General features: G+C 59.7%; 20 protein-coding genes. 12 read left to right on the top strand and 8 right to left on the bottom strand.

The window, feature by feature from the left end; genetic code table 11:
* Positions 1–13 precede the first annotated feature (13 nt).
* Genes iolD through ACR1XU_RS13465 form a run of 6 tightly spaced genes read left to right on the top strand, consistent with a single transcriptional unit; the run spans position 14 to position 6,387 of the window.
* Complete coding sequence (iolD, locus tag ACR1XU_RS13440; RefSeq protein WP_480904364.1) at positions 14–1,846, top strand: 3D-(3,5/4)-trihydroxycyclohexane-1,2-dione acylhydrolase (decyclizing); 1,833 nt, start codon at positions 14–16, stop codon at positions 1,844–1,846.
* The gene (gene iolE / locus ACR1XU_RS13445; protein WP_480904367.1) at positions 1,843–2,742 is read left to right on the top strand and encodes a myo-inosose-2 dehydratase; all 900 of its coding nucleotides are present in this window, start codon (positions 1,843–1,845) and stop codon (positions 2,740–2,742) included. The genes iolD and iolE overlap by 4 nt, the downstream gene beginning before the upstream one ends.
* A 47-nt stretch (positions 2,743–2,789) precedes the next feature.
* Positions 2,790–3,971, top strand: a complete 1,182-nt coding sequence (locus ACR1XU_RS13450; RefSeq protein WP_480904370.1) for a phytanoyl-CoA dioxygenase family protein — start codon at positions 2,790–2,792, stop codon at positions 3,969–3,971.
* Between the two features lie 50 nt (positions 3,972–4,021).
* Positions 4,022–4,828, top strand: a complete 807-nt coding sequence (iolB, locus tag ACR1XU_RS13455) for a 5-deoxy-glucuronate isomerase (protein WP_480904372.1) — start codon at positions 4,022–4,024, stop codon at positions 4,826–4,828.
* Positions 4,804–5,583, top strand: coding sequence for an SDR family oxidoreductase (locus ACR1XU_RS13460; protein ID WP_170807279.1), 780 nt, complete (start codon positions 4,804–4,806; stop codon positions 5,581–5,583). Before iolB ends, ACR1XU_RS13460 begins: the two co-directional genes overlap by 25 nt.
* A gap of 24 nt (positions 5,584–5,607) precedes the next feature.
* Positions 5,608–6,387 (top strand): TIM barrel protein, encoded by a 780-nt coding sequence (locus tag ACR1XU_RS13465; protein ID WP_480904375.1) that lies wholly within the window; start codon positions 5,608–5,610, stop codon positions 6,385–6,387.
* A 3-nt stretch (positions 6,388–6,390) separates the two neighbouring features.
* On the opposite strand, the gene ACR1XU_RS13470 is transcribed toward ACR1XU_RS13465, so the two are convergent.
* Genes ACR1XU_RS13470 through iolC form a run of 3 tightly spaced genes read right to left on the bottom strand, consistent with a single transcriptional unit; the run spans position 6,391 to position 9,053 of the window.
* The gene (locus ACR1XU_RS13470) at positions 6,391–7,230 is read right to left on the bottom strand and encodes a class II fructose-bisphosphate aldolase (protein WP_480812973.1); all 840 of its coding nucleotides are present in this window, start codon (positions 7,228–7,230) and stop codon (positions 6,391–6,393) included.
* Complete coding sequence (locus tag ACR1XU_RS13475) at positions 7,227–8,063, bottom strand: 5-deoxy-glucuronate isomerase (protein ID WP_170614212.1); 837 nt, start codon at positions 8,061–8,063, stop codon at positions 7,227–7,229. The genes ACR1XU_RS13470 and ACR1XU_RS13475 overlap by 4 nt, the downstream gene beginning before the upstream one ends.
* A 9-nt stretch (positions 8,064–8,072) precedes the next feature.
* Positions 8,073–9,053 carry a 5-dehydro-2-deoxygluconokinase gene (gene iolC, locus ACR1XU_RS13480; RefSeq protein ID WP_480904379.1) on the bottom strand — a complete coding sequence of 327 codons (981 nt, stop codon included), beginning with the start codon at positions 9,051–9,053 and terminating at the stop codon, positions 8,073–8,075.
* A 112-nt stretch (positions 9,054–9,165) separates the two neighbouring features.
* Here iolC and ACR1XU_RS13485 point away from each other — a divergent pair, with 112 nt between their 5' ends.
* The gene (locus ACR1XU_RS13485; protein ID WP_480904382.1) at positions 9,166–10,269 is read left to right on the top strand and encodes a Gfo/Idh/MocA family protein; all 1,104 of its coding nucleotides are present in this window, start codon (positions 9,166–9,168) and stop codon (positions 10,267–10,269) included.
* Positions 10,270–10,305: 36 nt separating this feature from the next.
* Entirely contained in the window at positions 10,306–11,439 is a 1,134-nt protein-coding gene (locus ACR1XU_RS13490) for a Gfo/Idh/MocA family protein (RefSeq protein ID WP_480812977.1), read from the top strand.
* Here the strand turns inward: ACR1XU_RS13490 and ACR1XU_RS13495 are convergent, their stop codons facing one another.
* The 4 genes from ACR1XU_RS13495 to ACR1XU_RS13510 all read right to left on the bottom strand — a co-directional run bounded on the left by ACR1XU_RS13495 (position 11,440) and on the right by ACR1XU_RS13510 (position 15,270).
* Positions 11,440–12,438, bottom strand: a complete 999-nt coding sequence (locus ACR1XU_RS13495; protein WP_480522737.1) for a LacI family DNA-binding transcriptional regulator — start codon at positions 12,436–12,438, stop codon at positions 11,440–11,442.
* Between the two features lie 194 nt (positions 12,439–12,632).
* Positions 12,633–14,204 (bottom strand): DUF427 domain-containing protein, encoded by a 1,572-nt coding sequence (locus ACR1XU_RS13500; protein WP_480904387.1) that lies wholly within the window; start codon positions 14,202–14,204, stop codon positions 12,633–12,635.
* Positions 14,205–14,309: 105 nt separating this feature from the next.
* On the bottom strand, positions 14,310–15,011 hold the full coding sequence (locus tag ACR1XU_RS13505; protein WP_480812978.1) for a winged helix-turn-helix domain-containing protein: 702 nt from the start codon (positions 15,009–15,011) through the stop codon (positions 14,310–14,312).
* On the bottom strand, positions 14,983–15,270 hold the full coding sequence (locus ACR1XU_RS13510; RefSeq protein WP_480904390.1) for a hypothetical protein: 288 nt from the start codon (positions 15,268–15,270) through the stop codon (positions 14,983–14,985). Before ACR1XU_RS13510 ends, ACR1XU_RS13505 begins: the two co-directional genes overlap by 29 nt.
* A gap of 175 nt (positions 15,271–15,445) precedes the next feature.
* Between ACR1XU_RS13510 and ACR1XU_RS13515 the strand changes: the two genes are divergently transcribed.
* The 4 genes from ACR1XU_RS13515 to ACR1XU_RS13530 all read left to right on the top strand — a co-directional run bounded on the left by ACR1XU_RS13515 (position 15,446) and on the right by ACR1XU_RS13530 (position 19,370).
* A complete protein-coding gene (locus tag ACR1XU_RS13515) occupies positions 15,446–15,910 on the top strand; it encodes a hypothetical protein (protein WP_170807289.1) in 465 nt (154 codons plus the stop codon).
* A gap of 109 nt (positions 15,911–16,019) precedes the next feature.
* Entirely contained in the window at positions 16,020–16,637 is a 618-nt protein-coding gene (locus tag ACR1XU_RS13520) for a ribonuclease HII (protein ID WP_480904393.1), read from the top strand.
* A 105-nt stretch (positions 16,638–16,742) separates the two neighbouring features.
* A complete protein-coding gene (locus tag ACR1XU_RS13525) occupies positions 16,743–17,846 on the top strand; it encodes a site-specific DNA-methyltransferase (RefSeq protein ID WP_170614222.1) in 1,104 nt (367 codons plus the stop codon).
* A gap of 147 nt (positions 17,847–17,993) precedes the next feature.
* Positions 17,994–19,370: an adenylate/guanylate cyclase domain-containing protein gene (locus tag ACR1XU_RS13530; RefSeq protein WP_170807291.1), complete on the top strand. Its 1,377-nt coding sequence runs from the start codon at positions 17,994–17,996 to the stop codon at positions 19,368–19,370.
* Between the two features lie 85 nt (positions 19,371–19,455).
* Here ACR1XU_RS13530 and ACR1XU_RS13535 read toward each other — a convergent pair whose 3' ends face one another.
* A complete protein-coding gene (locus ACR1XU_RS13535; RefSeq protein WP_480904396.1) occupies positions 19,456–20,592 on the bottom strand; it encodes an alkane 1-monooxygenase in 1,137 nt (378 codons plus the stop codon).
* Between the last annotated feature and the right edge of the window lie 37 nt (positions 20,593–20,629).

Raw genomic sequence — 20,629 nt, forward strand, 5'->3', positions numbered from 1 at the left:
GAAAGGGATCAAGATGAGCAAGACAATCCGACTGACCGCCGCGCAAGCTCTGGTGCGCTATCTGGGGGCACAGATGAACGAGGGCGGAGAGCCTTTCATCGCCGGTGTCTGGGCGATTTTCGGTCACGGCAACGTGGCCGGTCTGGGCGAGGCCTTGCATGGTGTAAGGGACAGCCTGCCAACCTATCGCGGTCATAACGAGCAGACCATGGCGCATGCGGCCATTGCATATTCCAAACAAATGCGCCGCACGCGTGCCATGGCCGTGACCTCGTCAATTGGTCCCGGCGCCACCAACATGGTGACGGCAGCGGCGCTGGCCCATGTGAACCGGCTGCCGGTTCTGCTGCTGCCCGGCGACGTGTTCGCCACGCGCGGTCCCGATCCGGTTCTGCAGCAGATCGAGGATTTCGGAGACGGTACCGTCAGCGCCAATGACTGCTTCAAACCGGTCAGCCGTTATTTCGACCGTATTTCCCGCCCCGAGCACCTGCTCACGGCGCTGCCGCGCGCCTTCCGCACCATGACCGACCCCGCCGATTGCGGGCCGGTAACGCTGGCCTTCTGTCAGGACGTGCAGGCCGAGGCCTACGACTACCCCGAAAGTTTCTTTGAACCCCGTGTCTGGTATCAACGCCGCATCCGCCCGGACGAGGGCGAACTGGCCCGCGCCGTGGCCGCGATCAGGGCAGCAAAACGCCCGGTTATCGTTGCCGGCGGCGGGGTGCACTATTCAGGCGCGACCGATGCGCTGCAAAGCTTTGTTGAAACGCACAACATTCCGATTGCCGAGACGCAGGCGGGCAAATCCGCGCTGGCCTGGGATCATCCGCTGAATCTGGGCCCCATTGGTGTGACCGGCGGGCAACCCGCCAATGATATCTGCGCCGAAGCCGATCTGGTCTTGGGCATCGGTACGCGTTTGCAGGATTTCACTACCGGCTCGTGGGGTCTGTTCTCGAACCCCGAACGCGAGATGGTCTGCCTGAACACTGCTACCTATGACGCCGAGAAACATGGCGCGATGCCCCTGCAATCTGATGCGCGTGTCGGGTTGGAGGAGTTGGGCGTCGCTCTTCAGGGCTACCGCGCTGATCCCGTGGCTGACACGCTGAAGGCGGAATGGTTCGGCAAGGTCGACAAACTGACAGACGCGCCCGGCGACGGCAATGCCCTGCCCACGGACATGCAGGTGGTGGGCGCGGTTCAGCGCGCCGCGCATGACGATACAGTGGTCATGTGCGCGGCGGGCACCATGCCGGGTGAGTTGCACAAGCTGTGGAAAGCGCCGCGCCCCGGTGCCTACCACATGGAATACGGCTTTAGCTGCATGGGGTACGAGATCGCGGGGGCGATGGGCATCAAGATGGCCCAGCCCGATCGGGACGTGATCTGCTTTACAGGCGACGGCACCTATATGATGGCGAACTCGGAAATGGCGACGGCGGCGATGATGGGTGTCTCTTTCACCGTGGTCATTACCGACAATCGCGGCTTTGGCTGCATCAACCGTCTTCAGATGGGTACGGGTGGGGCCGAGTTTAACAACCTGCTGGATCATGCGGTGCATGAGAACCCCTCGGCCATTGATTTTGCAGCCCATGCGGCGGCGATGGGAGCGACATCGGTCAAGGTCAGCAGCATTGCCGAACTGGAAGATGCGCTTGCCAAACGTGGCGAGGTCACAGGACCTTATGTGGTGGTGATCGACACCGATCCGTACCCCTCGACCGAATATGGCGGCACATGGTGGGAAGTGGCGGTTCCCGAGGTCAGCATCCGCCCTGAAGTGAATGAAAAGCGCGCGGCCTATGAAGTCGCCATCAAGGAAAGAAACACGAAATGAGCGTGAAAATCGGGATCTCTCCGATCGCCTGGCAAAATGATGACCTGCCGGATCTGACCGCCGCCTATACAATGGAGCAAGCGCTGAAGGAGTCGCGTGAGATCGGTTACACCGGTGTCGAACGCGGCCAGCGGATGCCCGGCGACACTGACGGGCTGCGCGCCTATCTGGAAGGCAATGATATCGCGCTATGCGGTGGCTGGTGCTCGGGCGCGTCACTGGTCAACGATTTCGCGACAGAGCGTGAGGCCGTGCGCGAGCAGGTCGAGCAATTCGTGGCTCTGAACAGTCCGTGCATCGTCTATGCCGAATGCTCGAACACCGTGCAGGGTCAGATCGGCACCCCGGTCAACAACCGCCCGAAACTGTCCAGGGACGAGGTCTTGGCCTATGCCGCCAAGATCACCGAGCTGGCGAAATGGATGGCGGATCAGGGTATGCCGATGGCCTACCACCACCACATGGGCACGATCATCGAAACCGAAGATGACGTGAACTGGCTGATGGAAGGGTCGGGCTCAGAGGTAAAGCTATGTTTCGACACCGGCCACCTGCTGTTTGGCGGTGGGGATGTTCTGGCCACCCTGAGCCGCTGGGGCGACCGGGTGCACCATGTCCATTTCAAGGACATCCGTCCGGCGGTCGTGCAGGACGTGCGCGAGAACAACCGCAGCTTTCTGGATGCGGTGATTGCCGGCGCGTTCACGGTTCCGGGCGATGGCTGCATCGACTTTCAGGCCGTGTCCAATGCGCTGAAAGCGATGGATTACGACGGCTGGATCGTGGTCGAGGCCGAGCAGGACCCTGCCAAAGCGCCACCCTATGAATACTCCAAGAAAGGTTACGACCACATCGTCGAGGTCTGTGGTCAGGCCGGATTGGAGATCGTCGCGTAACATCCGCCCAATTGGGCAACACCTTGGCCATGAGAAAGGAGAACGTCATGGTAGATCGGGACCTTGGTTTTGTCGGTTATTTCGACCGGGAATCCTGTGATCTGGATGAATTCAAGGTGCTGACCTCTCAGAACCTCGACGCTGGCGCGGTGCCACATGCCGCGTCGGTCGAGAAGAACGTTCCAATCTACGACATGCGGGCCTTGCGCCCTGCGCTGGAACAAGCGGATCAGCGCAAGGCGCTGTTGGCAGAGTGGGGTCGCGTTCTGGACAAATCCGCGGGTGTGATTGCCCTGAAAGGTGCCTTCGCGAACACGTCCGTGATCGACCGGGCCAGCGATGTCTTCCATCGGATCATCGTAGAAGAACGCCAAAGCGGCGCGGGTGAGGGCGATCACTTTGCCGCATCGGGCGCCAATGACCGGGTCTGGAACGCGCTCCAAAAGCAGTGCCTACGTGACCCTGAAGGCTTTGCGCTCTACTTCGGAAATACGGCCATTGCCGCCGCTTGTGAAGCGTGGCTGGGGCCGAACTATCAGGTCACGGCCCAGATCAATCAGGTGCGTCCCGGTGGAAAGGCCCAGCAGGCGCACCGCGATTACCATCTGGGGTTCCAGAGCGCCGACACGGCCGCGCGCTATCCGGCGCACGCCCATCTGGTTACCGCATCTTTGACCTTGCAGGGGGCGGTTGCCCATTGCGACATGCCGATAGAGAGCGGTCCGACCAAGCTGCTGCCGTTCTCGCAGCTTTATTCGCCGGGCTATCTGGCCTTTCATGACGCGGCGCATCGGGCGCATTTCGAAGAAAACTGTATTCAGCTGCCTTTGGAAAAAGGGGATGCGGTGTTCTTCAACCCGGCCCTGTTTCATGCCGCAGGGGAAAACAGCAGCGCGGATATTCACCGGATGGCGAACCTGCTGCAGATTTCATCCGCCTTTGGCCGCGCGATGGAGGCGATTGACCGGCGTTCCATGTCCCAAGCTGTGTTTCCGGCGCTGATCGCACTGAAACAACGCGGCGAACTCAGCACGGCAGAATTGGATGCAGCTATTGCCGCAACAGCCGAGGGGTATTCGTTTCCAACCAATCTGGATACCGATCCGCCCATCGGTGGCAACGCGCCCGAAAGTCAGGCCGACATCCTGCGTCGGGCTGTGTCCGAGGGATGGACCGAAGCGCAACTGTCCGAGGCTTACGCAGCCCTGCAAACAAGGCAAGCTGCCTGACTTCAAGACACTGGCGGGCCGCTAAGGCCCGCCCAATAAGGAGAAAACACATGGCAGACCTGCTGAAAAAGCCGTTCGGAACCCGGGGCAAGGTGCACGATATCACGCCTGCATGTGCCGGGTGGCACTATGTCGGTTTCGGGCTTTACCATCTGAAAGCGGGCGACCGGGCAGCCGAGGCAACCGGCGACCGCGAGGTCATTCTGGTGATGGTTGAAGGCAAGGCACAGATCAGCGGAGCGGAGCAGGACTGGGGCGTTCTGGGTGACAGGATGAGTGTTTTTGAGAAAACCCCGCCGCATTGCCTCTATCTGCCAAACGGAACCGAGTGGGAGGCTGTGGCCGAAACCGATTGCGTCATCGCCGTATGCTCGGCCCCGGGCAGGGGCGGACATCAGGCCCGCCGCATCGGTCCCGATGGGATTACCCTGACCGAACGGGGCAAGGGTGTGAACACGCGCTACATCAACAACATCGCGATGGAGAATGAAGACTACGCAGACAGCCTGCTGGTGACTGAAGTGTTCACGCCGAACGGGCACTGGTCCAGCTATCCCAGCCACCGCCATGACGAGGATGACTATCCGCGCATCACCTATCTTGAGGAAACCTATTACCACCGCCTGAACCCCGCCAATGGATTTGGCATTCAAAGGGTCTATACCGATGACGGGCAGCTGGATGAGACGATGGCCGTCTCGGATGGCGATGTTGTGACCGTCCCGCGCGGACATCACCCTTGCGGTGCGCCATATGGTTTTGAGATGTATTACCTGAATGTCATGGCCGGGCCGCTGCGAAAGTGGCGCTTTGTTCCGGCCCCCGAAGTTGAATGGATCATGGAGCGGGACGGTTGACAGATAGCTTTGCCAGTTACCCCAGCCTTGCAGGCAAAACCGTCTTCGTCACAGGCGGCGCTGGCGGCATCGGGGCCGAAACCGTGCGGGCCTTTGCCGCACAGGGTGCGAAGGTAGGGTTTCTGGACATCAACGCGGATGCCGGGCTCGCCTTGCTGGCCGATCTGGACGGCGAGCACGCCTTTGCCCAATGCGATCTGCGCGATATCGAAGCCCTGCAGACGGCAATCGGAGAACTGGCCGACGAATTGGGTGCTGCCGATGTACTGGTCAACAATGCCGCCCATGATGACCGCCACGACTGGCGCGAAGTGACGGCCGAGTATTGGGATGAACGTATGGCGATCAACCTTCGCCACATGTTCTTTGCCATTCAGTCTGTTGCCCCGGGAATGATTGCAAAAGGCGGCGGCTCAATCATCAATCTCGGCTCGAATTCCTGGTGGGAGGCCGGGGCCGGTTTCCCCGCTTACGCCACGGCAAAATCCGCCGTTCACGGCCTGACCCGAACCATGGCGCGCGAGCTTGGGGACCACCGGATCCGCGTCAACACCGTTGTACCCGGCTGGATCATGACGGACCGGCAGAAAGACCTGTGGGTGACGCCCGAAGCGCTGGCGAAACAGGTTGACCGGCAATGTCTTCCCGACCCGATCGATCCCGTCTACGTGGCCCGCATGGTTCTGTTTCTGGCCTCTGATGATGCCGCGATGTGCAGCGCTGGCAATTTCATGGTCGAAGGCGGCTCGATCTGATCTGCACTTTCTAGGAGAGCTGGCATGTCTCATCCGTTTGAACTTGCGGCCTGCGCCGAGATGCTCTGGCTGGATAAACCTTTGCACTGGCGGGCGGCGCGGCTGAAAGAAATGGGGTTCGGCGTGGGGCTTTGGAGCTGGCCTGATCTGGACATACCAAAGCTTGAAGCCACTGGCGCGGAATTCACCATAATGGACGGCTATGTCGAAGGACGACTGGCCGATGATGAAGGCGCCGAGATGCTGCTGAAAACCGCACGCGAGTCGGCACAGGTGGGCAAGCGGCTGGGTGTACAACGCCTGAATTTGCACGGAACGGGTCTGGGCGAAAGCGGCATACCAATCTGGCAGCATGATGTCGTGACCGGCCAGATGTGGCTGAAAGCGCGCGATACGCTGAACCGCATTTGCGATTTGGCCGAGGAGGAAGGCGTGGTCTTCACGCTGGAAAACCTCAACCAACTGGACCATCCCGGTTGTCCGTTCGGATCGACCGAAGACGTTCTGGCCCTGGTGTCGTCCGTTGACCGCCCTCAGCTGCGCATCAATCTGGATCTCTATCACACGCAGATCGGCGAAGGCGACCTGATCCGCTGGTGCGACAAATGCCTGCCCTGGATCGGCGAGATTCAAGTGGCTGACAATCCCGGCCGGTGCGAGCCCGGAACGGGCGAGGTTAACTACGCCTCGGTCGCGCGTGCACTATATGATCTCGAGTACCGGGGACCGGTGGGCTTGGAAGCCTACGCGCTGAAGGATCCCGAAACTGCGCTGGCCGCGTTCCGGGCGGCCTTTACGGTCTGACGATTATCGCTGCGGTGGGGCGCCGAATGCGCGGATCACCGTACGGGCGGCGGCTTCGACCGGATCAAGCGTCTCTTTCAAAATGGTGACACGATCGAATCGGTCGGGGTCGCGGTTGACCGCGTCGCGCAACGCGGCGCCAAAGGTCATGCGCAGCTCGGTTCCAATGTTGAATTTGCAGATCGAGCTGTCGCGCGCCAGCCGGCTGCGCTGTTCCACCGGCACACCGGAGCCGCCATGAATCACCAATGGCACGTCTGTCATCGCGTCGATCCGCGCGATGCGGTCCTCGTCCAGACCGCCTTCCTTGTTTTCCTGCAAGTGGACATTTCCGACCGAGATCGCCATCGCATCCACACCGCTTTCGCGGGCGAATTTTGCAGCTTCTTCCGGATCGGTTCCGTTTGATCCCTCGCCCCCCGAATAGCCGACAAAACCAATCTCGCCCTCGCAGGAAATCCCGGCCGCATGGGCCATTTCGGCAATCGCCGCCGTTTCATCGATATTTTGCTGCAGTGGCTTGCGCGACCCATCGAACATCAACGAGGTAAAGCCGCTGTCCAGCGCTATTTTGCACTCCTCGAACGTGTAGCCATGGTCCAGATGCGCGACGACAGGAACCGAGGCGTTTTCGGCCAGATGCCGGAACATCTTGCCCAGAATCGGCAACGGCGTGTGCTCGCGGCAGCTGGGGCCCGCCTGCAGGATCACCGGTGCGTTTTCCGCCTCGGCCGCAGCTACATAGGCGCGCATGTCTTCCCAGCCCAGCGTGACAAGGCCCCCCACGGCATAGCCCTGTTCATAGGCGGGCCTCAGAACTTCGGAAAGCGTAACAAGGGTCATTTGAATTTCGCGATCATGTCTTTGATGCCTGGAATCGTCTCAATCTGGTAGGCATGTGTCGGCTGGAAATACTGCACCAGCGAGCGCTGGCTGAGGCCGCCGAGGATGGTGAAATAGTACATCTCATACCCCGGCAGTACGCAGCAGGGATGATAGCCGTTGTCGATGCAGATCGTGGATCCGTCGACAATATGATAGGCATCGCCGGGTTCGTTGTCCTCGCGCTGCAGCATTTGCAGGCCAGACCCCCAGTTGGGTTTGAAACGGAAATTGTAGGTCTCGTCATGCCGGGATTCGTCCGGCAACCGATTGGTGTCGTGTTTGTGGCTGGGGAAACCCGACCATCCGCCCTGACCGACGGTGAACAACTCGCTGACCAACAGGCGACCAACCTTGTCATGCTGTTTCTGGCCGAGGATGTGCTTGATCTTGCGGTGCGTTTTGGTGTCGTCGCTGCCGTATTGCACAAGGTCATGCTGGCGCACATCGAACGGATCCAGAACCTTGTCGTATTTTGCACCCGCAACAAACACCTCGGTCTCGTCCGACACGCAGACCATCTGCGCCTTTGCGCCCACCGGCACATAGACACCTTCCGGCTCGCCGTCCCAGACATCGTCGCCCCGGTTGCCCAACCGGGGGAACTGAACCCCTTCGACATCGACATCGACACTGCCGGTGGCGGGCACGATGCAGGTCTCATAGCCGGGCACCTGATATTCGAACGCCTCGCCCTTCTTCAGCTTGACGATGTTGAAATAGTTCAGCGGAACGGTCGGATCGTCCGCGTCGACGATCGGGTTGTTCCGGTTGTCATATGGCGCGATATGCATATCAAACTCCTATGAGGTGGGGCCGGGATGCGCGGCCAAAAAAGCGTTCAGTTCCGGCGTCGTCGGCATGGCGGGGGCGCAACCGGGTTGCGACACCACAATCGAGGCACAGGCCGAGCCACGCATCACGGCATCTTCCAGCGAATACCCCGCCGCAATTGAGGCCAGCAGACCGGCCATGAAACTGTCGCCGGCGCCGACGGGCTTGATCGCATCGACAGGGTAGATTCCGGTCGTGATCTCCTGACCGTCAGCAAGGGTCACGGCACCTTTTTCGCCCATCTTGTAAATCACGACGCGGCCCGGTTTTGCGGCCAGTTCACGGGCCTTGGCAAACCCCTTGTCGATGCCACCCGCCATGAACCCGAATTCTTCGTCATTGCCCACGATCAGGTCGCTCGCCTCGCCTGCCCGGGACAGGACGTCGGCGGCAACCTCGGGCGAAGGCCAGCTATAGGGGCGATAGTCGATGTCGAAAATCACCGGCAGACCTGCGTTGCGCGCGTTCTCGAAGGCGCGGAACGTGGCGCTGCGTGATGGTTCCGAAGCAAACACCGTTCCGGCAGAAAGGACGGCGGAGAAGGCGCCGTAGTCGACCTTGTCCGCATCCTCTGCCGTGACCTGGAAATCGACCGCGCCGTTGCGATAGATCACGTTCTGGAAGTTCTCGGTCGTGCTTTCATAGATCGCCATGGACATGCGGTATTCACCGCCGACCACGCGGATGTAGGATGTATCCACGCCGTAGTGCCGCAACCGGTTCAGGCAAAACCGCGCAACGGCGTCGTCCGAAACCGACGTGACCAGCGATGCCCGGCTGCCCAGCTTGACCAGACCGGCACATATGTTGGCGGACGAGCCACCCAGATCGGCGTGGAAGGTATCGGCATCCTCGCTTTTGACACCGATCGGGGTCGCGAACAAATCCATGCCTGCGCGCCCGAAAACGGCAAACCGGTTTCCTTTGATACCATCTATCAAAGCGCTCAAGTCATGTCCTCCGGCAAAATGGGGTCGGCAAAGTTTGGACCTTGCGTTGAATCGATTCACACGATACTGATTTTGCAACCGGTTGCAAATGATATGTTCGGAGCCGTGACAGATGCCTGAAATCGGAATTGGAATTGTTGGTGGCGGCTATATGGGCAAGGCCCATTCCGTTGCCATGGCGGCGGTGGGCGCGGTGTTCAACACCGCGTTGCGTCCGCGTCTCGAGATGATCTGCGCCTCAAGCCCTGAAAGCGCAGAACGGTATCGGGCGGCCTATGGATTCAAGCGCGCGACCGGTGATTGGCGGGCGCTGGTCAACGATCCGGAGATCGAGGCCGTGGTCATCGCCTCGCCGCAGGAAACCCACCGCCAGATTGCCGAGGCGGCCTTTGCCCTGGGCAAGCCGGTACTGTGCGAAAAACCCCTGGGCGCATCGATGGAGGATGGCGAGGCAATGGTTGCCGCAGCCGAAGCGGCCGGTGTCGCGAACATGGTCGGGTTCAACTATGTCCGCACGCCCGCAACACAATTTGCACGGAAACTGATTGCTGACGGAGAATTGGGTGATGTCACCTGGTTCCGGGGCGAACATACCGAGGACTTTTATGCCGATCCCGACGCTCCGGCCACATGGCGCACAACGGGCATGGCCAACGGAACCATTGGCGATCTTGCGCCCCATATGGTCAATGGCGCGCTTGCCTTGATGGGACCGATTGCCGAGGTGATGGCCGAGGTTGAAACCGTCCACGAAAACCGCCCAGGCGGCAAAGTCACCAATGACGACCATGCCCAGATCATGTGCCGGTTCGCAAATGGCGCGATGGGCAATATCTATGTCAGCCGCATCTCAACCGGGCGTAAGATGGGCTACGCATATGAGATTTCGGGCACCAAGGGCGCGCTTCGGTTCGATCAGGAAGACCAAAACGCCCTTTGGTTCTATCGCCGCGAAGGTCCCGAGGCGCATCGCGGATTTACAAAAATCCTGACTGGCCCCGCACACCCCGACTATGAACCCTTTTGTCAGGGTCCGGGTCACGGCACCGGCTATCAGGACCAGATCATCATCGAGGCCAAGGATTTCCTGCAGGCCATCGACACTGGCGAGCCGATCTGGCCAACTTTCCGCGACGGGCATGAGGTCAACCGCGTGCTGGCGGCTGCACTGGCATCTTCGGAACAGCGGCAATGGACAGAGATCCGCGATTTCTGATCGCAAAAACACCAAATTTCTACAGAGAGAAAAACCATGGCAAAGCTGAAATGGGGAATGATTGGCGGTGGCGAAGGCAGCCAGATCGGACCCGCGCACCGTCTGGGCGCTTTGGCGGACGGGCAGTTTGAATTTGCGGCAGGTGCGCTGGATCACCGCCCCGATGTGGGCCGCGAATATGCGCAGCGACTGGGAATTGCTGCCGATCGCGCCTATGGAGGCTGGCAGGACATGCTGGCGGGCGAAAAGGACCGCCCCGACCGCATCGATCTGGTGACGATCGCCACCCCGAATGCGACGCATTTCGAGATCGCGAAAGCCTTTCTTGAGGCCGGGTTCAACGTGCTGTGCGAAAAGCCCATGACCATGACCGTCGAAGAAGGCGAAGAGATCGTCCGCATAGCGCAGGCCTCGGGCAAGATCTGCGCCGTGAATTACTGTTATTCCGCCTATCCGATGGTGCGCCAGGCCCGCGCCATGGTGCGGGCGGGCGAGATCGGCAATGTGCGGCTGGTGGTGACCAATTTCAGCCACGGACATCACGGCGACGCCACGGATGCCGACAACCCCCGTGTGCGCTGGCGTTATGACCCTGCGATGGCGGGCGTTTCGGGCCAGTTCGCTGATTGCGGCATTCACGCCCTGCACATGGCCAGCTTCATCTGCGACGACGAGGTCGAAAAGCTCTCGGCCGATCTGGCCTCGACCATTACGAGCCGCGTGCTTGAAGACGATGCGATGATCAATTTCCGCACGCAGAAAGGCACGGTTGGACGGCTCTGGACATCGTCCGTGGCCATCGGACGTCAGCACGGGTTCGACATTCAGGTGTTTGGCGAAACCGGTGGGTTGCGCTGGACCTCGGAACAGCCCAACCAGCTGATCTATACACCCGTGGGCGGCAGAACCCAGATCATCGAAAAAGGCGAGGGCGGTCTGCATGAAGAGACTCAGCGTCTGTCCCGCGTTGCCATCGCCCACCCCGAGGGTTTCCCACTGGCCGTGGCCAACATCTATTGCGATCTGGCCGATGCCATCCGAGGTGAGATTCGTGACGGGTTGCCTACGCCGTCGGACGGCGTCCGCTCGATCGCGGCGGTTCATGCCGCGGTCGCTTCGTCGAAAGAAGAAGGCGTCTGGAAAGACGCCCGCCCGCCGATGTTCCGCTGATTATGAGCGGGGCCGCAACGTGCCCCGCTCAATCACCCGGCAAGGGAAGATACGTGCTTCGGGATACCGGGCGGGGTCCTTCAACATCTCCTCGACCAGATCGACGGACGAGGTGATGATCTGCTTGATCGGCTGGTGAATGGTCGTCAGATTCACGCTTTCCCAGCGCGACATTTCCATATCGTTCAGACCGATGATGCCGATATCGATGCCCGGCTTCAGCCTGTGATCCGACAGGGCGGACAACGCCCCGATCGAAAGGATGTCATCGCCGCAGAAATACCCATCAGCCGGAGCCCCTTCCAGGAGTCGCAGCATCTCGGCGCGCCCGGCTTCAAACGAATAGTTGTCGGCGAAAGAATGGGACACTTCCAGGTCGGTGTATTTTTCGACCTCTTCCATAAACCCGCGATACCGGTCCATGGCCGAAGTCGCATCCTTGGGGCCACCCAGATATCCGACACGCTTGTAGCCGCGTGCCATCAACTCACGCGCGGCCATGCGACCGCATTCCACGTTGTCGATCCCCACGACGTGGACTTCGGGCGAGGTGGCAGACCGACCGAACGTGTGCACAACGGGGACGCCTGCATCGTGAAACGCCTTGGCAAAACTCGGCGGCAGAGTGGACGAGGCGACAATCACCGCATCAACCGAATACTGCCGCAGCATCCTGACCGAATTCGCGGGCTCCGTTTCGTCCGTCAGATTGACAATCAGCGGGCGCAGCCCACGTTCCTGCAGGGCGCGGGTGAACTGGTCGAACACCTCAAGGAAAATCGGGTTGTGAAAGTTGTTGGAAATCAGCCCGATCAGCTTGGTCCGCCCTGTCGTCAGAGAGGATGCAAGCGCGTTGGGGCTGTACCCCAGTTCCTGCGCGGCTTTTTCGACCTTGCTGCGGGTCTTGGCCGAAACCGACGCGCCCTCGGTAAACGTGCGCGAGACCGCCGAGCGCGAGACGCCGGCAAGGGCTGCAACATCTTTGAGCGTGACACTCATGATTGGTGTCTGTGGATTGGGGGGAGGCTAGGAAGTAATTTCATAGTAGCACTATGCACCTTTGCACGAAACTTGCAATCGGTTGCAATGCGGCGGTTGCAGTGGCGCAGATGATGGCGTTAGTCCCTTGAAGCAGGCGGCGTGTCATGCCCAAAAAACGCATAAGTCTGGCGCGCCCTCAAGCTCATCGTATGTCAGCCGTCCAGCACCGCGTCCGCAGCCGTTTTGAGAGCAAATGAGATTATGGGCTGCGATACATTGTGCAGCGTGACCTCTCCCAGGGGAACGGCGTTCGAACAGGCGGGTTCAATGTCCTTTGACACGACGATCCTGTGGTTTGCCGACTTCCCGTATTCACCAAGCCGGGCCGCTATATTGGCGGCCTGACCGATGACGGTGAAATCCAGCCGTTCGCGAGAGCCGACATTGCCATACGTCACCCGGCCATAGGCCAACCCGATCGAGCAGTCGCAATGCGCATCCGAGCCCTCCCCGCGTAGGGTGGCCAGTTTTTCCACGATCCCGATCGCTGAACGCTGCGCATTGGTGCGGGCGGCGGCGGCATCGTCGCCTGCCGGAAACACCGCAAGAACCGCGTCACCGATGAATTTCAGAACCTCGCCACCGTTTTCGTGCACGATCCCCGAAACCGTTTCGAAGAAATCGTTGAGCAGGTTGATATAGGCTGATCGGCCCAGATTCTCTTCAAGGCTGGTCGAATTGCGAAGGTCGCAGAACATGATGGCGGCATCGATTTCGTCGCCGTCGCCGCGTCGGATCTCGCCGCCTAGAACCCGTGCGCCCGTGCGTTTGCCGACATAGGTTTCCAGCAGAACCTGCGCGTTTTCGCGCTGCATGAACACCTCGTAAAACCGCGCGATTACGGCTGAGCATTCAAAGACCAGCCCAAGGTTTTCGGTGGTGAACCCATCCGGGTGATCGCAGGTCAGGGTCAGCACATTGGTGCGCCCGTCCGAAAAGCGCAGCGGCATGGCAACGTAATCGGTGGCGCCTTTTGCGCGCAGGTCTTCCATGATCGGAAAGCTGTTATGGGGATTATCGTCGTTCAGCCGCTGACGTACCCCGCCCAGCCCATTTGAGACGTGGCGCAGTGGGCTGTTGATATAGGCGGGGTGATCGTGAATTTCATAGGTCGGGACGTTGGTCGAAATCTCGGCCGCGCCTTTTTCCCAGATGTAGTGTTTTCCCGCGATCAGCGGGTGCAGCGACCAGGCCAGAATGCTGAGGCGCTGAATGTGAATACCATGGTCCAGCATCTTTTCTGCAAGGGCCTTGGTGAAGGCTTCGGGCGTTTCGTTCTCTGATGCGCCGCGCATCAGCCAATCGATCAGAGGGCCGCTGATGTTGCCATCCTGCGGTTCGCGAAGCGTGTTTTCCCCTAGATCCAGATCGGTATACGCATTGCGCATGAACCCGATGTGACCTTGTATGGCGGCGCTTTCGGGCAGGGCATCCTCATACGCCCAGACGGAGTTTCCCAGGCGCTCGCCGGCCAGAATCACATCATGATAAGTCGCGGTGCCTTTGAATGGGCAGAAGGTCTGCAATTCGGTTTCATCGCTCAGATCAACGCAGACATCCTCGCGGGGTATGTAGATCGTCGGCGCAAGGCGTGTTTCATACATGACCTTGGCGTTTGCGCTTTCCGCCAGAAGGATCTGATCGCGGTATATCGCAATCCGCCCCTTCAGCCGTTCGACCGAGATTCCATATCCTTTGGTTTCAGGTGTGGCGTGGATGTTCATCATCAACCTCCGCTGGCGCAGGTCTTTATAGGATGGGCCTTCACCGCCGGTTTTCCAAGGGCGTTAACGATGATTTGCAGAATTGTGCGCGGCAATGCTTGCGGATCAGACCATCTGAATGACGTCTTTTTCGATCGAAAGCATATAGCCCTTTTTGGCAATATTCTTGACCAGCAATTCGCTGACCATCTGATTGCCCAATGCATCACGCAGCCGCTTGATCCGGGTGGCACCGGCGGCCTCGTCGCAGTCGGCGGCATCCCTGCCCGAAATCATCGCTTCGATCTGAGCGCCGGACAGAACCTCGTCATCAAGCCGGGACTCGGCCAGAACCGACAGGGTTTCCATCGCCGCCGGGGTCAGTTTGAAATCCATGTTGTTGAGATAGACGGTGTTTTCCTCGCGGCTGATCAGCAGCGACGTCACCTGAATGCCGGTCCGTTCGATCTGCGCCATGCGCCGGTTCAGCAGCACGAGCATCACCAGAAACACCAGGGCCGAGATCAGCATCGCGCTGGCAAAGACCAAAAGGACAAAGATCACCATCCGGTAGCTGGACAGCGTGTCGGCAAATGCCGTGCCGGATTGGGCCAGAATCTCCAACAGGCGAATCTCGGTTTGCGAAGTCAGGTCGGACTCGATGAACAGGCGTTCGACACGGGCGTTGAAGGCGTTTGCATCTGGCAGGGTCCAGAACAGGAAGACGGCTGCCGTAACCAGAATCAGGACAATCGCGGCAATGCCCGCGCCAACTAGCCGCGCACCGGATCGCCGGGCCTCAGAAACGGAGAAAGAATTTTCCGGCATTTGTCTTCCTTTGATCCAATCCTTCGGGTCCGAATACGGATATGACGTTCAACAAGGTCCAGCCCGAAGCGCCGAGGCGTTGGGCGACCTCGGATTTGGCCTGTCCCTTGTCGCAGGCTGCAACCTGCATGACGCCGTAATGCAGCCGCAGGGGGTTGTCCTGTTTGGCCTTGTAATCCGCATAACACTGGGCCGCCGCGGCAGTGGGTCCCAGCGATATCAGGGCCATGAAGGCCAGAGAAGAGAGGATCTGTTTCATAGGCCGCATCCTGCGCATGAGGTGGCCGGAAATTCAATATCTCAAGGGGTTTGCGACGCTGATATCGGATAACAACCGCCCGTTATTGCTTGTCCGGCATGGTCGGCCCCAGGTTCTGGTCATCAAGTTCCCGGCCGTGAGCAGGCCGCCCGCAAAAAGACAAAGGACAGGCATAATGCACAGGAAATTCATTGCGCTGATCATTGCGACCGCCATCACGATAACCGGCATTTCCGTGTCACAGGCGCGCGCAGCCGACACCAGGGATCTGCTGGGCGGATTGGCGGCGCTGGCCCTGATTGGGGCAGGTGTTCACTACTACAACAAGGAAAGGCGCGCGGATCAGGCAACACGGCAGCACGCGCCGGTCTACCAGCCCCCTGTCGTCGATCACTACCCGGTGCGCCCGCGGCCGCAGCGGCTGGCACGATATGACCTGCCGCAGCGGTGCCTGCGCACCTTCAAGTCGTATTCGAACAAGCGCCCCCTGCTGACGCCGAAATGCCTCGGCAAGCATTACCGATATTCCGATAGCCTGCCCCGCCAGTGCGAAGTTGGTTTCTGGGATGGCAAAAAGGTCAAGCGGGCATACGAACCCGCATGCCTGCGCCAGCAAGGATACCGTGTGGTTCACCAGTAACGGGTTTCGAGCAGGAGCGGCGCCACAGAAGCGCCGTGCAGGAGAGGGTGGCGCAGGCTGCCCTCTCTTTTTTCTTGCGGTGTAGGCCGAAAAGCGCTTTGCCGGACGTATGACACAACCGAATTTCGATCTGGAACAGGCGCTTCTGGCGCGGGGGCATATCAGGGTTGCCGGCGTTGATGAAGTCGGGCGCGGCCCGCTGGCCGGACCTGTGGTTGCCGCTGCGGTCATCCTGAACCCCGATGATATCCCCGAAGGTCTGAACGATTCCAAAAAGCTGACCGCAAAGCGCCGCCAAGCGCTGGACGTTGCGCTGCGCGAACGGGCCGAAATCGCGTTGGGCGAGGCTTCGGTGGCGGAAATAGATGAACTCAACATATTGCGTGCCTCGCATCTGGCCATGACGCGCGCGGTTCAGGCTTTGGACCCGGCCCCGGATTTTCTGCTGATCGACGGCAACATGATTCCGCGCGGGCTGAAACTGCCGTCCCAGGCGGTGGTCAAGGGGGATGCCCGATCGCTGTCGATTGCGGCGGCCTCGATCATCGCGAAAAACCGGCGCGATCGGGTGATGGTGGATTTGGCGCAACAGCATCCCGGCTATGGGTGGGAGGCAAACGCCGGATATCCGACAAAACAGCATCGCGACGCGCTGCAAAATCTTGGTGTCACCCCACATCATAGACGTTCGTTTAAACCGGTCCACAATATCTTGTATCAAGAGTAAATCGTAAGTTGCTGATTCAAAAAAGAAATTGACGGCGAATCGTCTTTGACTCATCCTTGTCTCAACCAAATGAGCGCAAAAGCGCCGTGGAACCGAGGCAGTGAAATGACCACAATCAAGACAAAGGGCGCGGCGGCGCTCCCTATAAACACGATTCTATCCGGCGACTGCATCGATGTGATGAACAGTCTGCCTGAGGCGTCGGTGGACCTGATCTTTGCAGACCCGCCATATAACCTGCAACTGAAAGGCCAGCTTCACCGCCCTGACAACAGCCAGGTGGATGCCGTCGACGATCATTGGGATCAGTTCTCCAGCTTTGGTGCCTACGACCAGTTCACGCGGGACTGGCTGAAGGCGGCGCATCGCCTGCTGAAGCCGAATGGCGCGATCTGGGTGATCGGCTCTTACCACAACATCTTCCGCGTGGGATCCGCCCTTCAGGATGCCGGGTACTGGATTCTGAATGACGTTGTGTGGCGTAAATCGAACCCGATGCCGAATTTCCGGGGCAAGCGGTTCACCAACGCACACGAGACGATGATCTGGGCATCCAAGCGCGAAGGCGCGAAATACACGTTCAACTATGAAGCTCTGAAGGCCCTGAACGAAGGCGTGCAGATGCGCAGTGACTGGGTGCTGCCGATCTGCACCGGGCACGAGCGTCTGAAGGATGAAAACGGCGACAAGGCGCATCCGACGCAAAAGCCGGAATCGCTGTTGCACCGCGTGCTGATCGGCTCGACCAATCCCGGCGATGTCATTCTGGACCCGTTCTTCGGCACCGGCACGACCGGAGCTGTCGCCAAGATGCTGGGCCGCGAGTTCATCGGGATCGAGCGCGAAGAAAGCTATCGCAAGGTTGCCGAGAAACGCATTGCCAAAGTGCGCAAGTTTGACCGTGAAGCGCTGGAGGTCAGCGCCAGCAAACGCGCCGAGCCGCGTGTGCCGTTCGGCCAGCTGGTCGAACGCGGTATGCTGCGCCCGGGCGAGGAGCTGTATTCGATGAACCAGCGCCACAAGGCCAAGGTTCGTGCGGACGGAACGCTGGTGGGCCAGAACGTCAAAGGCTCGATTCATCAGGTCGGTGCACATCTGGAAAATGCGCCGTCCTGCAACGGCTGGACCTACTGGTGCTTCAAGCGCGACGGCAAGACGGTGCCGATCGACGTGCTGCGCCAGCAGATTCGGGCCGAGATGCACAACTGAATTTACCAATACCGCCGGTGCCTGTGGCCTGACACAAGGCACTAAGCCTTGCCCCGCCGTTTTCGGCGGGGTCTTTTGTTTTGCGCCGCACGATGCTTGGATGGCAACAATTCCGGTTTCCAGCCGTGCAACAACGGAGCAGCAACCATGACGGACACCACGGCCAGCACATCCCGATTTGACCGATTTTTCTTCACGAAACCGGACAGTTACGATCTGGACAACAAGTATACTCTGGCAGCGATGGAACAGCACAAGCGCGAGGGGCTGGAACTGGCTGTACGCGCGCGGTGGATCGCGATGGGATTGACGGGAGTTCTGCTGATCTTTCTGAACCCGCACCCTGAGGTTTTGTATTACCATTTCATCCTGCTGCTGATTTGCGCAAATGGCTGGCTGATCCGGCGTGCTGGACGAGTGGGGCAATCGCGAATCGAACTGTTGCTGATCTTTGTTGATCTGATGATAATGACCCTGGGGATGATCATCCCAAACCCGTTCAGCGACGATGTCCGACCGTTGGCTATGCAGTACCGTTTCGATAACTTCCAGTATTTCTTCATTATTCTGGCTGCGGGTACGCTTGCCTATTCCTGGCGTACCGTTGTTGCGCTGGGTACCTGGACGGCGGCCATGTGGACAGTCGGCTGGATCATCGCCTGGTGGGTGGCAACGCCCATTCCAGGCATCAGCGAGCGGGTGGCAGAAGCCCTGAAAGGGTATCCGGATGTGGCCGAACTGCTTGATCCCAACAGCTTCATGGTGTCGCAGCGCGTACAGGAGGTGATTGTCTTTCTGATGGTCGCAGTGACCCTTGGCGTATCGATGCGGCGTCTCAACCGGCTGCTGCTGAGCAATGCGGGGCTTGTGCGCGAGCGGGCCAATCTGTCGCGGTATTTCTCGCCAAATGTAGTCGACGAGTTGAGCCAGAATGACGAACCGCTCAAGCAAATCCGTAAGGAAAACATCGCTGTCCTGTTCATCGACATTGTCGGGTTCACCAAGTTTGCGGCCGGTCGTGATCCTTACGAGGTGATCGAAGTTCTGCGCGGGTTTCACGCGCGCATGGAGACCGAGGTGTTTCGGCATCACGGAACGCTGGACAAGTACCTTGGGGACGGGTTGATGGCCACGTTTGGTACCCCGGTGCCCACATCATTGGACGCTAGCAACGCGGTGGCCTGCGCCCGCGACATGGTGGGTGTGATTGATAGATGGAATCTGGAACGGCGGCGCGCGGGTGAGCCCGAGATCCATGTGGGGATCGGCGTTCACTATGGTTCGGTGGTGTTGGGAGATATTGGGGCCAACCGGCTGGAATTCGCGGTGATCGGAGACGCAGTCAATGTGGCGGCGAAACTTGAGGCGACGACCCGAACCCTGGGCGCGCGGGTTGTCCTGAGTGACGCGGTGTTCAGGCAGGCGAAGCAGGAAAACCAGCTCTCATCTCTGGATGGGTTCACAAAACGGGAAAACCAGGCCGTGCGCGGTGTTGAGACGCCCGTGGATGTCTGGGTACTTTGAGCAGCAAGCGCTCCCGCCGATTTATCCTGCATCGCAGATGCAATCCAAATCGTTGGGCCGGGCAGCACGCCGGGGCGTGCTGCGGTCAGGCTTTGGGCATCGGGTTCTGCGCCTTGTTGTAGGGCCCCCAATCCGTGATATCGGGGTAATATTGACGCCGCCATGCGCGAACCCGCGGGTTCATCACTTGCCGCCAGAAAGGCGGGATCATCGCGGCTATGGTCATGACCGGATAGCCGTGGGGCAGTTGGGGGGCGGTGTCCTCGGAATGGTGTTGCAGAAGCGGGAAGCGGCGGTTCGGCTTGTAATGATGGTCCGAATGGCGCTGCAAGTTGATCAGCAGCCAGTTCGATGCCTTTTGCGATGCGTTCCACGAATGGTGCGGGTGGACGTGTTCGTATTTTCCGTCGCCCAGATGTTTCCGGGTCAGACCGTAATGTTCCACGTAGTTCACCAGTTCAAGCTGCCAGACCGCGACTCCGGCCTGCAGCAGGAACAGGCCCAGTCCGGACCAACCGCCCAATGCAATCGCCAGCAGCAGCATCCCTCCTTGCAGGGCCCAATACCGCCAGAACGGATTTGACCGGTCGGTCCAGGGCCGGTCCTTGCGGCCGAGTTTGGCCTTTTCCGCACGGAACGCCGAGACAAGACATTCGCGCAGGACACGGGGATAAAACCGGTGAAATCCTTCGTTGTAACGCGCCGTGACCGGATCGCGCGGCGTGCCCACGTAGCGGTGATGCACCAGCAGATGTTCAGAGCGGAAGTGGGAATACAGAACCATGGACAGCAGGATGTCTCCCAGCCAGCGCTCAAGCCGGCCTTTCTGATGCATCAGCTCGTGGCTGTAATTGATCCCGATTGTGCCCGAGAGCACACCCATGCCGAAGAAAAGGCCGATCTTCGCAGCCACGCTCAGGTGGTCCGTGTGCGTGGCGTACCAGATCAGGCCGAACAATGTCAGGAACTGCAGCGGGACCCAGATTTTAGTCAGCCAGATATACCAGCCAAGCATGGAATCGGGCGTATCCGGGTCGCCATTTTCAAGCTCCATCCCCGTCAAACGGTCGAGCAGGGCAAAGGTCCACCATGTCGACAACGGAACCAGCAGAACCCATGCGCCGCCCAGAACGGCCGTTACCCAGATCACGGGGATCAGAAGGATAGAAAGCCAAAAGGGCAGGGCCGATTGCCAGCGTGACAGGGTGTCTTGTGCGATCATGGTCGGGCTCCGCAAGTGTGGCCCGACACTAGCCGGG

It is taken from the genome of Ruegeria sp. D1(2025), from assembly GCF_056536425.1.